The organism is Cellulosilyticum ruminicola JCM 14822 (assembly GCF_001311925.1).
Taxonomy (GTDB): Bacteria; Bacillota; Clostridia; order Lachnospirales; family Cellulosilyticaceae; genus Cellulosilyticum; species Cellulosilyticum ruminicola.
The window spans coordinates 1-11743 of sequence record NZ_BBCG01000002.1 but is presented as its reverse complement, the minus strand read 5'-3'; the positions used below and the strand labels follow the sequence as shown (position 1 = coordinate 11743).

Genomic DNA, 11743 nt, shown 5'->3' with positions numbered 1-11743 from the left:
TACAAAACTACTAAATATGTATGAAAATAATGTAAAATATTAAATAATTTATAGAGCATAAATAAGTGGAGATAATTAAAAAAATAGTGTAATGATCTTATTTTTAATTTTATATTAGAATATTTAAAATATATTTTAAGATAAAGCAAAAGGATAAATAGAAGTTAACAAAAGAAGACCACCACCTTAGTAGATAGAGTCTAGATACTAAGGTGGCAGTTCTTTATTGATTTATTACTTTGAGCAATGGATTATTGTAATAAATTTATTAGCGTTTAGCTTTTAAGAGTTCATATTTCATGTTTTCAAGTTTTGCAGTATTTGCTTCACGTTGGATACGGTTATCTTTTTCGATTTCTTTAGTTTGTTCGATACCTTGTAAAATAGTATGCCATGTGTTTTCAAGTGTATCCATACTTACAGAACTTGTACCTGCTAAGCGAGCAATGTTGGCTGTTTGTGTTGCCATATTTTGTGCGTTGCGCATAAGTAATTCATTTGTTTTATCATCTAAAGCTTTAAGGCTTTTAGCTTGTAATTCTTGACGCTTAAGAAGAACAGCCTGAGTTAAACATTGTTTAAAGATTGGAAGTGTAATGATAAAAGCTGAATTGATTTTACGTGTTAAGTTAAAGTTGCTGTATTGGATGCCTTGAATCATAGGGATTGTTTGAAGGGCAATATTTTCAGCAATTTGGAGATCATAAACACGTTGTGCTAACATTTCACGGGTTGTTTGTAAGCTTTGAACTGTAGTAAGAGCAAGGCGGTCACCTGCATCTGCTTTAGCTTGGAATTCAGGAATGAGTTTTTGATCAATTTCTTCAAGGCCCATTTCACCAGCTACAATGTATTTTTCAAGTTGTTCATAGTAAGTAATATTCGCATCATACATTGATTTAAGGGCTTTGTTAGAATTTTGAATATCCATATCGTATTTTTTTAAAATAACATAGATTTTATCTACTTCTGTCCCCATGTTTTCATATTTTTGGAACATAGCATCTACAGAATTTTTAGCACGATTAAAAAGTTTTTGAAGACCTTTTGGTTCTTTAATGTCTTCAAGTTCTTTAATGTCAAAGCGATCCATAACTTTTGTAAGTTGTCCAATCATTTCTCCAGCTTCCTCAGCTTTAACTTGTTTCATAGTAGAAAGTAAGCTGTCTGAAATTTTTGAGATACCTTGAGTAGCATTTTGACCAAATGCAAGGATTGTATCCATATTATCAATATGAATTTCACTTGTAAGAGCTTCAACTTCTGGAAGCTGACGTAATTTTTCTTTATAACTTGCAGTATAAGCAGCTACATCTTCTTGTTTTACAGGAACGAGTTCAGGTTGCGCAATTGGTGCGCTTACTGAAAGTGTAGTAGGTGTAGGATTTTGCGCAATTTGTTCAAGTTGCTGCACATCTAATCCATTTTTAATTGAATTTTCCAATGAAATTGCCATAGGTTAACACTCCTTTATTTATTAAATAATCTATTAAAAAAGCCTTTCTTAGGTGGTGATTTAATCGAAAAATCATTAATCATTTCATCTAGTTTAATATCACTGATAAAACGTGGTGAAATCATAGCATTTACATTGCTTGTGCCATTAGGTGAGAAAATCACGATATCTAGTCCACAAGTATGCAAGAAACCTAATAAAAGAGCTATTTTGTTATCACAAGGCATAGTGCCATTTAAATATAGTACAAGCTTTGGAATTTGGGTTGTAAAATCAAATCGGTCAATAAGAGCTAAGATTTTAGGATTCATATTAAAGCTTGTTGCAATTAAAGTAAGCTGCTCAGTTTCGCCAAATGGGAAGTTAAAGAGATTGGTATGACGCATACTCATAAACTCATTAAGTTTACCGATTAAGAAGTTAATCGTTTCAATACGTAAGCTAGACCATTTGTTATATAAGGCATGCGCTCTAAGTTTTTCTACATTAATGATACCATCTGGATTTAAACAAGGTTTTAGACTCATTAAATCATGCTTATTAAAGGAGGAACTACTTGAACCTACATTATGATAATTAATTGCACGTGATTGAGCATAGGAGAAGCTTGAAAAATCGGTAGAGCAGAAGTTTAAATTTTCCATAAACACAATAAGTGGTGCATCTTTTAACTTTTGGACAAGTTCATAATAAACAGTACGATCTTTATAGACTCCTGAGATTTTATTGAAAAATACTGGTGTATAAACTACATCCCCAGCTGTTTTAAAACCTGGTCTAAGAGTGGCTGGTTCTTCCCAATAAGTTAGTGTATCTTCTATAACGGCATCCATTACAACGGGTGAGGTGGTGCCATGGGCAAATTGCCAAGGGCGGTAAATACCACAGTCTCCATAAAGGTTATCACTTAGTTCGTTCATAGCTTGTTTAGCATATGTTGTGACTTTATCAATGACTACACCTTTGCTAATGCGTTCATCAAAGGATACCATAAGAGGTGTGGGCTGACCGAGAATTATAAGTTGTGACATATTATCTTGGTCAATACTTTCTAATAGTGTTTGTCCACAAGGATTAAAGTAAATTACATCAAAGCCAAGGAAAGCAAGAAGGACTAAGAAATAAGCTTCTGATAATGTAAGGTCGCCATAGTACATACATTTAGGGACATCGGTGCTACTAAAATCAATGTGGCTAATATAAGTTTTTGCCCATAACCATAAATCTGCCTTAAGAAGAGCTAAAGCATCTGATGCGTTAAATTCAGGTGTTTTTTGTGCCAATTCTAGAGTCAATCTTAAGCTTTCGGTGAAGATTTGATTATGTGCTAAAGAATTTGTAAGTGATAAAACAGGATTTAAAAACTCGTTTGCCACTAATCCTTTAAGTTCAGGTGCCGTTACCTTATTGATTGTACTTTTAAAAATCAGATGAGGTGTATTTAAACTATTTAGTTTATGATTAAAAAGTGCTAGTAAATCATTGTAGGAACTTCTTCATCAATGCCTTTAACATTTATGAAATAGTTTCCTAAAATAACACTAGAACGATTAAAAACATCTTCCATTAAATGTGTTAATTTAATAATGCCTATGATGAATCACTCCCTTTATTAATATATTTTTTATTATAACATATAAGCTATATTGAAATGATGTTTAAAGTGTAAAAAATATTATAATATAAAAACAAATTAAAAGGAGGTAGTATGAAATTGCTCGTAATTTTGAAAGTGAGCTTAAAAAGGCATAAAGAAAGATTGAACATGGGGTAAATATGCTTTTAACACAGCCAGTTTTAACAAAATAGGCTCATGAGACATTGGATGCCAAAATCTTAGGGGGTATTATATCAGTAGTAAGTTATCGTAATGCATGTTTCATGAACAATGAGATTTCAGGCATTGTTGTAGCAGATGAGATTATAGAACTTTATAAAGAAGCAGATAAAGAAAAAACAGCACAGTTAGCTGTGACAATTTCTACGCAAATTGCTAGGAAAATTGCTGACTATGTAGATGGGTTATTATTTAATTACACCATTTAAACGCGTAGAGTTGATTACAAAAATTATGACGAATATTCAATCACTTCATGTAAAAAAGCTTGAATAAATGTATTTAACAAGCCGTTCTAGGAAAATATTAAGGAGAATAAACTTATGCCTTAATATTTTCCTAGAACGGCTTATTTTATATGAAGTTTTAGAATATGGCTTGGTGTTTAATAGGGAATATAGTATGATAAAAATAGTTTTTATTTGTATTTATAAGGAGTAAAGGAGATTTCAATGAAATTAATATCATGGAATGTAAATGGGCTTAGAGCTTGTGTACAAAAAGGTTTTTTAGACTACTTTAATGAAGTAAATGCAGATGTTTTCTGCATCCAAGAAAGTAAATTACAAGCAGGACAAATCGAGTTAGATTTACCTGGTTATCATCAATACTGGAATTATGCTGAGAAAAAAGGATATTCAGGGACAGCTATTTTTTCTAAGGTAGAACCAATTTCAGTAAGCTATGGTTTAGGTATTGAGGAGCATGATAAAGAAGGGCGTGTCATTACATTAGAGTTCGAAAAATTTTATATGATTACAGTATACACACCAAATGCTCAAAGTGAACTTGCTAGAATTTCATATCGCATGCAGTGGAAGATGCTTTTAGGGTGTATCTTAAAAAATTAGAAGAAACGAAACCGGTAGTAGTATGTGGGGATTTAAATGTGGCGCATAATGAGATTGATCTTAAAAATCCTAAAACAAATCGTGGAAATGCTGGATTTAGTGATGAAGAACGTGGTAAATTTAATGAGCTTTTAAATGCTGGTTTTATTGATACATTTAGATATTTCTATAAAGATAAAGAAGGCATGTATAGCTGGTGGTCATATCGCTTTAAAGCAAGGGAAAAGAATGCGGGATGGCGTATTGATTACTTCTTAGTATCAGAAAGCTTAAAAGAAAACTTAAAAACAGCAGAAATTCATACAGAAATTATGGGTTCAGATCATTGCCCAGTTATGTTAGAAATAGAAGTGTAGTATAAAAATACGTTATAATAAAGTGGAACGAAATAGGTAGCTATGAATTAGGAAATGGATTTAGCCATATTGCAGTAGAAATAGATGATTTAGAAGCTGCTAGAGACAAACACATTGAAAAGGGTTATGAAGTAACTCCACTTAAAGGACTTCTAGGACAGGTACCACATTACTACTTCGTAACAGATCCAGATGGTTACAAAGTAGTAGTTATTAGAGCAAAATAATCTTATATATAAGTAGTAGTACGTAAAAGAGAATATGGCATCACGATATCACGATGCCATACTCTCTTTTTACGTACTACTAATCATGTACTCCTTTTTGTAATATTCTACTAATATACGATTTCAAGGTCATAGCCTTCAGCTTCCATTGCACGTTTGATTTCTGCAATGTGTTCATGACCATTTGTTTCAACTGTTACTTCTAAAGCTACATGACGTAAACGATCAAGAGCTTTGAATTGATTGTGATCAAGTTTTACAACGTTAGCACCAAGTCCTGCCAAGATATTTGCAATTTTAACGAGTTGACCTGGTGTGTCTTGTAATTTAACAGAGAAGCAGAATAAGCGGCCACGAGAATGAAGACCTCTGTTTAATAATGAAGACATTGTAAGCACATCAATGTTACCACCACTAATAACAGAAACAACTTTTTTGCCTTCCATACCTAATTTCTTAAGTGCCGCAATAGGAAGAGCACCTGTTGCTTCTGATACAATCTTATGTTTTTCAACTAATAAGAAGATGGCTTCAATTAAATCTTCATCATCAATTGTAATAATATCATCTACATATTCTTTAACGATTTCAAATGTATTTGTTCCAGCTACTTTAACAGCAGCACCATCAGCGATACTGTCTACTTTTGTAAGTGGGTCTACATGACCTACGTTAAGCGAATGACGCATACCAGCAGCACCTGTAGATTCTACACCTATTACTGTAATATTAGGATTAATTGATTTAGCAGCTACTGCAATCCCACTAATTAGTCCGCCACCACCAACAGGAACTAAGATGACATCTGCATCTGGTAATTCTTCTAAGATTTCTAAGGCAATAGTGCCTTGACCTGCCATAACGTCTGGGTCATCAAATGGATGAATAAAAGTATAACCATGTTCAGTTTCTAAGCGTTTTGCAGTTTTATAAGCTTCATCATAGATTTTGCCAGAAAGTACTACATTAGCACCCCAGTTTTTAGTGGCTTGTACTTTGATAAGTGGTGTGGTTTCAGGCATTACAATAGTGACATCAATGCCAAGTGCATGACCAGAGTAAGCCACACCTTGTGCATGGTTTCCGGCAGAAGAAGCGATAAGACCTCTTTTCTTTTCTTCATCAGTTAACTTTTTAATTTTATTTAAAGCACCACGAATCTTAAAAGCACCTGTTACTTGTAAGTTTTCTGGTTTAAGGTAAACTTCATTGTTGAATTCATGACTTAATTCATAACTATAAATTAAGTTTGTTTGAATACAAGTTTTTGAAATACGTTCTTTTGCTGCTAAAACATCATTTAAAGTTAAAAGTTCAGACACAATACTAACCCCCCATGTCCTAATTTGTAATGCATAATTATAAAAAAAGGACTAAATTTATGAAAATTATATAATAATAATATAAAGTATATTATACGATTAAGTGAAGATATATGCAAATATAATTATTATATTTTGTGTAAAGTAAAGATAATTGTGATAAGATAAAAAGAGAAATGTCAAATAGGCTATAAAAAAGGATATTATAACAGGAGGAAAGTAGATGCCATTAGGAACTGTGGAAAAAGTAGAAAATAAATATATCTATGTAAAAATGGAAAGACAAGATATGTGCGGGGAATGTCACGCATGTGAAATGTTAACAGATAAAAAGAGCTGCAATTTAAAATGTGTCAGCAATCTAAAATGTAAAGCAGGAGAAAGAGTAGAAGTTTCATTAGAAAATAGTACATTTTTAAAAGCTACTTATATTATGTATGGATTACCTTTTGTGGGCCTTGTAATAGGATTTTTAATTGGCTATTTACTACAAACTTATATCATGCCACAATTAGGAGAAATACTGATAGCTATCACGGCTTTATTGGGAATGGGTGTTATGCTTGCATTTATTTATATAAGAGATAAGAAAAATGCTTATAAAAAGTATTTACCAAAGATTGTAGCAAAAGTAAGTGCAGAAGCTGAAAACGTATAAGATTGTTTCATATTAAAAAATCTGAAGAGGAGTTAAAATGGATCAGTTAAGAATGGCCTTAGAGTTAGCTTATGAAAAACATAAAGATCAAGTAGATAAATCAGGTAAGCCCTATTTCTTACATCCCATATATGTAGCTTATAATGAGCATATAAAAGGTAAGGCTAAGATTGTTGCTATTTTACATGATATTATTGAAGATACAGATGTAACAGAGGAAATGTTATTAGAAATGGGTTTTGATAAAGATATTGTGGAAGCCATTGTTTTATTAACAAGAGATAAAGCAGTGGATTATTTCAGTTATGTAAGGCAGATTAGAGATAGTAATAATCCCTATGCCTATTGGGTAAAGCTATCAGATTTAGAGAATAATATGGATTTAAGTAGACTTGAATATGTGAAAGATGAAGATATAAAACGGGTAGCAAAATATAAAAAGGCATTAGATATTTTTCATAAGAAAAGTGAATAAGGCTTAAGAAAAGGCGGTATCAAAAGTGAGGAATATTTTTGATACCGCCTTATTTGATTTGGGCATAGATTTTAATTTATATACGAGGGGCTAAATCAAAACCAGTAAGTTCTTCTTCCATAAAAGCATTCTTAGCAGAGGCAATAGGATCTGGACGTTTCTTAAGACGATTGAAATTAGGCTGCATTTGGGGCTGCGTGGATATTGGCGAAGATGATGGCGTCGGAGCAGGTGGCATCTCTTCTAAGGATGGCATGGAAGCGGCTGAAAGTTTGACCCCTTCTAGGTAGAGTTCTAATTCAATAGGGATATGCGTATCAGGATGAATATGTTCAAAGTCAGTGACATATACCGTACTTATTTTAACGGCGTTATTGAGCTGAGCGTAGCATTCTATAGCATTAAAGGAAGTTTCAGAAAAGGTCTGGAAGTAGCAGCGTGAGAAATTACCTTGCATAGAAGAAAGTGTAGGGTTACTAAATCTGAGGCCATTATCTATAGAAAGAAAAGTATGGAGGTCCTTATTAATATACGCATTAATCCAAAGGTGCCCGAGATAAGTAAATATAATAGGCCCAGATAGAGAGGAGGCTGTACATAAAGAAGTCGCCATACCTTTTGAGCCATTATAATAAATGAGCTGGAATTTAGCATGGATTTCAGTGTAATAAGTAATATGCACCTCATCATCAAAAATGCATATACTGTAATCATGAAGAGGTGTATAGCTGCTCACATAATTGGTTTCTTTGATTTGGTCACCTCTAATTTCGAATCCTTTTAATAGATAACTTTCATCAGTGTGTTGGATATAAAAGATATAAACAGTATTATCTTGTACAAAGCTTTTAAGAGTCATAGGTTCATAAGGCGTTGTAAAAAGAGTTGTAAAAATAGAACCATCTATATTTTGATAAACTAGACTATAAGCGGAATTCTCGAAAGAAATGTAAGTGATATAAAGCTTGTTGTTTACTAAAAAGATAGAAGGCGATAAAAGTGTATAATTCTCGGATGCATTGACGACTTGGCTTTTTTTCAGGCAATGATTATTTTCATAACACAAATAGTTTAAATGTGTATTATTTGGCATGACTAAAAGATGAAGACGATTAGAGGAATCTAGAGTAGCACTGAAGTCTTTACAAGGAGAAGGTTGAAGTTGTATAGGCCTTGAAGTATTATTACCACAAATTTGATATAATACGCCATGACGCGGCAAATTATCGACAACAGTAAATGTGTGGTCTTTATGGAATATAAAAGGCATTAGAATGCAGACCTCCTATGTTAAAAAACACTTCTTTTATAAATATATTGGTAATTAAATAAATTTATACGTAAATGTCACCAATCAACTTTAGTTTCCATATTATAGTATTGGAAACGACAAATTATGATTCACATCATTCTTAGAATCATACAGGAGGTTAAACTATGAGTAAATGTTGTTGTAACAATAATAACGATGTGAAATTCTTCCAACGACCTAACGCAGGTATTTGTGACCAATGTCATCCTGCTGAAAATAAAATGTCTCCATTAGAAGCAGTAGCAATGTGTCCACCTATTGGAGAACCTAGACTTCTTACTATGATGGCTCCAGCTGTATTTGACGAAATCGGCCTTAACCTTTGCCGTACAGTATGCTTAAATGAACTTGAAGATGTATGCCGTTGCAATTCTAGAGATTATACAGATATTTTATTTGATGGTATCAGCAAGGAAGATTTAGCTGAGGCAGAAAAAATTCAATTACAAGTAGTAGACATTGACTTTAACTTTAATAATGATGACTGTGAAAGATATTCAGACATTAAATCATCTAAAGGTAACCCTAACTTAAGCCGCATTACTCTTAAAGACATTGACGTAACATTAGCAGTTGAATGTATCAGTGATTGCTGTAAAGTAACTAAAACTGGTATGATGACAATTAGATATTTGGGTGATGAAGAAAGTTGTGGGCATGACTCTTGTACAAATCCATCAGCAGTTACTTTTGATCTTTATACACCTTATGGCGTAGGCTACAAAGTAGAAGATCCAGAGGGATGCTGCAAACTTATCAAAAACATTAATTATATGGGATTTATCGGTGACGATAAAGATGCTACAGGTTATGCTAGAGAAACAGGTGCTTTCAATACAAACAATACAATTCAACAAGGCATCTCAGCTCAAGCACTTGCTAAAGTTATTGCTAGTAATGAAGACTGCTTCGCAATCGGTTTAACACTTTATATCAAAGCTATTTACTTCGTACAATACAAATTCAAACATGAAGGACTTACTATTCCACCTAAATTATCACCAATGGATGAAAACAAAAATAATAGCTGCTTAGATTTCGTATGTGGTGATTTACTTGAAGCTAGTATCCAACCACTTGAAGTAGGCAAGAATGCAAAGACACTTACATGTAGCAATAGCAATGTTACAGAGGATAATGTTGGTTACAATAATAACATGGGTCAAAAATTTGGTCCTAAAAACTAGTATGTGGTCCGAGTTGCACGGAAGTGTTGCTCGGGCTTTTTTGGGGTGCTTTTAGCGTAACAAAGGAGCTGCACACTAATTGCTTAGTGCGACAGCCCCGTGATAATGATGCGATGTTAGACCTTCAGTATTCCCTTTTAGGGAATTAGCACGTAGCTCACCCTTCTAGGGTGTGTTCAAACCATCAGTTCACTGGTGGTTTTGATTGTAACTAGTGAGATAAAAGATAGCATAAAGAATCCCTTTCTTATGGAATATTAAGTTACTTAAGTGTAAGGTTGTCAAAAGCTGTAACATCTAGGGTATCGCCATAGAGTTCGTAGCTAAGATTAACTGTATCGCCTACTGCAGTGAGAGTGATTTCTTCTGAAATTGCAGAGGTTGTGTTGAGAATATAATTTTCTAGTGTATCTACTGTGAAGTAGTAATAAGTTGTGCCGCCTTGGACGTCTTGTCCGATACGGGTGATTTTACCGGTTACTTCGGTTGAGCCTGAACTTGAGCCTAAGTTTAAGGTATTACCTTTTGCTTTAAGGACTTCTTTATAGTTTTTAAGGGCTTCTTGTTTGGTTTCACCGAGACCTACGAGGCTGTAATCTTCTACAGAAACTAAGGCTACCATTTTAATAAGGCCAGCTTTATCTTTAAGTGAAATGACGTAAGTTGGTGAACCGAGTACATTGTACATAACTGGTATTGTAGCGAAGTAACCTTTTTCTTGAACTTTACCTTCAGCAGAACGCATGGCTGCTGTTTCTGTAGCACCTGGTTGTTTGTAAAGTTTGGCTTCTTTAGTACGTGTATTAACAAGCATGAAACCAATAGTAGAATCATCTGCACCGGCAGAAGTAATCCCTGTATACCAGTAAGAATTGCCGTCATCTCCATAAACAAGAGAAGTACCTGGCGTTGGTTTAAGAACACCTTCTTCAGCAATTTTTGCATTGAGGTAACCATTCACATAAGTGCCCCAATATGAAATTTGATTTTCAATGAAGTATTCTGGTTGAATACGGTCAATCCAAGAAGGGGCATCTTCAATAGAATAACGATTGATTTCGCCAGTGGCTGGATTAACAGTAGCCACGCCTATAGCATCAGCTCCAGCATATCCGACTTTGTGTTCGTATAAAGTGACAATCCAATATGGATAGCCTTCATCATTGACTTCTAATGTGAAATCTGTAAGACCAATATTAGCAAAGCCATGTGTATAGAGATGACGAGCTAAATCTTGATGCAAATAAGCATTTGGTTGATATGTAATATTAATTGGTTTACCATCAATATCTTTAATAAAACGTACATCCTGTGGATTGGTTGCAGAAACCATAATGTAACCTGTTGAACCTTTTAAATTCGTCATCCATTTAATAAAATCACGGTGTACAATAGGTGCTACCCAGAAAAGTTCTCCATCAATATTTTGAATATGAAAATCTCCAAGACTTGCAATACTACCAAGTCCAGGTACTTCACCTAATTTTTTAACGCCTAGGTTATTAGCATTTTCTTTGTCTACAAGACGAATATCTTCTACACTAACAGGGTTAACGTCTGAACTAAATTCACTTTCAATTATCTCACCAAGTAAGCTTTTATAGCTACCTGCATGGAAAAAAGGTGTGCTTGAGATGAAAGGTACAAATAAAAGATAAAGTACCAAAAGTCCACTTAACCCAAAACTGATTTTAGAAATTTTAGTGAAATATTCAGCTATAGGAGACTTGAAATCTAAGTTTAAAAAGCCGAATAAAAGTAAGAACATAATAAGCGTAATATACAAGGAAGTAAAATCAAGTTTTAAAACCGGTAATTGTATATAAGCAAATATTAAAAAAGCAATGAAGCTAAATATAAAAGTTAATATTTTTTTCTTCATTATAAACTCCTTTCAAAAATAATATAAAACAAGCATAAGCGTTAACTTATAAATAAAATTTTCCAGTAATAAATTCAATAAAAATGGGAAACCCCTATAGTCTAATACTACTCAGATTAGGAGGTTTCCCATGCATATCGCAAGATTAGTATCTAGACTTTTTAAACTTTTTATACCATG

General features: G+C 33.4%; 9 protein-coding genes and 2 pseudogenes. 6 read left to right on the top strand and 5 right to left on the bottom strand.

What is annotated here, in order from left to right; all coding sequences use genetic code 11:
- Positions 1–268 precede the first annotated feature (268 nt).
- A complete protein-coding gene (locus JCM14822_RS00920) occupies positions 269–1456 on the bottom strand; it encodes a toxic anion resistance protein (RefSeq protein WP_083461199.1) in 1188 nt (395 codons plus the stop codon).
- Between the two features lie 14 nt (positions 1457–1470).
- Positions 1471–2931, bottom strand: a pseudogene (locus JCM14822_RS24725) (YceG family protein); the annotation flags it as partial.
- Positions 2932–3277: 346 nt separating this feature from the next.
- Here JCM14822_RS24725 and JCM14822_RS00910 point away from each other — a divergent pair.
- The 3 genes and pseudogenes from JCM14822_RS00910 to JCM14822_RS24330 all read left to right on the top strand — a co-directional run bounded on the left by JCM14822_RS00910 (position 3278) and on the right by JCM14822_RS24330 (position 4727).
- Complete coding sequence (locus tag JCM14822_RS00910) at positions 3278–3502, top strand: hypothetical protein (protein ID WP_054738821.1); 225 nt, start codon at positions 3278–3280, stop codon at positions 3500–3502.
- A gap of 243 nt (positions 3503–3745) precedes the next feature.
- Positions 3746–4500: pseudogene (locus JCM14822_RS24335) on the top strand (exodeoxyribonuclease III).
- 14 nt (positions 4501–4514) lie between these two features.
- Positions 4515–4727 (top strand): VOC family protein, encoded by a 213-nt coding sequence (locus tag JCM14822_RS24330; protein ID WP_157047582.1) that lies wholly within the window; start codon positions 4515–4517, stop codon positions 4725–4727.
- 110 nt (positions 4728–4837) lie between these two features.
- Here the strand turns inward: JCM14822_RS24330 and ilvA are convergent, their stop codons facing one another.
- Positions 4838–6049 carry a threonine ammonia-lyase gene (gene ilvA / locus JCM14822_RS00900; protein WP_157047574.1) on the bottom strand — a complete coding sequence of 404 codons (1212 nt, stop codon included), beginning with the start codon at positions 6047–6049 and terminating at the stop codon, positions 4838–4840.
- A gap of 223 nt (positions 6050–6272) precedes the next feature.
- On the opposite strand from ilvA, the gene JCM14822_RS00895 reads away from it, so the two are divergent.
- Together JCM14822_RS00895 and JCM14822_RS00890 are read left to right on the top strand one after the other, a co-directional pair.
- Complete coding sequence (locus tag JCM14822_RS00895; RefSeq protein ID WP_054738817.1) at positions 6273–6707, top strand: SoxR reducing system RseC family protein; 435 nt, start codon at positions 6273–6275, stop codon at positions 6705–6707.
- A 37-nt stretch (positions 6708–6744) separates the two neighbouring features.
- Positions 6745–7182: an HD domain-containing protein gene (locus JCM14822_RS00890; protein ID WP_054738816.1), complete on the top strand. Its 438-nt coding sequence runs from the start codon at positions 6745–6747 to the stop codon at positions 7180–7182.
- Positions 7183–7258: 76 nt separating this feature from the next.
- Here JCM14822_RS00890 and JCM14822_RS00885 read toward each other — a convergent pair whose 3' ends face one another.
- The gene (locus JCM14822_RS00885; RefSeq protein ID WP_054738814.1) at positions 7259–8452 is read right to left on the bottom strand and encodes a hypothetical protein; all 1194 of its coding nucleotides are present in this window, start codon (positions 8450–8452) and stop codon (positions 7259–7261) included.
- Between the two features lie 167 nt (positions 8453–8619).
- Here JCM14822_RS00885 and JCM14822_RS00880 point away from each other — a divergent pair, with 167 nt between their 5' ends.
- The gene (locus tag JCM14822_RS00880) at positions 8620–9681 is read left to right on the top strand and encodes a hypothetical protein (protein ID WP_174888018.1); all 1062 of its coding nucleotides are present in this window, start codon (positions 8620–8622) and stop codon (positions 9679–9681) included.
- A 262-nt stretch (positions 9682–9943) separates the two neighbouring features.
- Here JCM14822_RS00880 and JCM14822_RS00875 read toward each other — a convergent pair whose 3' ends face one another.
- Positions 9944–11563 (bottom strand): hypothetical protein, encoded by a 1620-nt coding sequence (locus tag JCM14822_RS00875; protein WP_054738811.1) that lies wholly within the window; start codon positions 11561–11563, stop codon positions 9944–9946.
- Between the last annotated feature and the right edge of the window lie 180 nt (positions 11564–11743).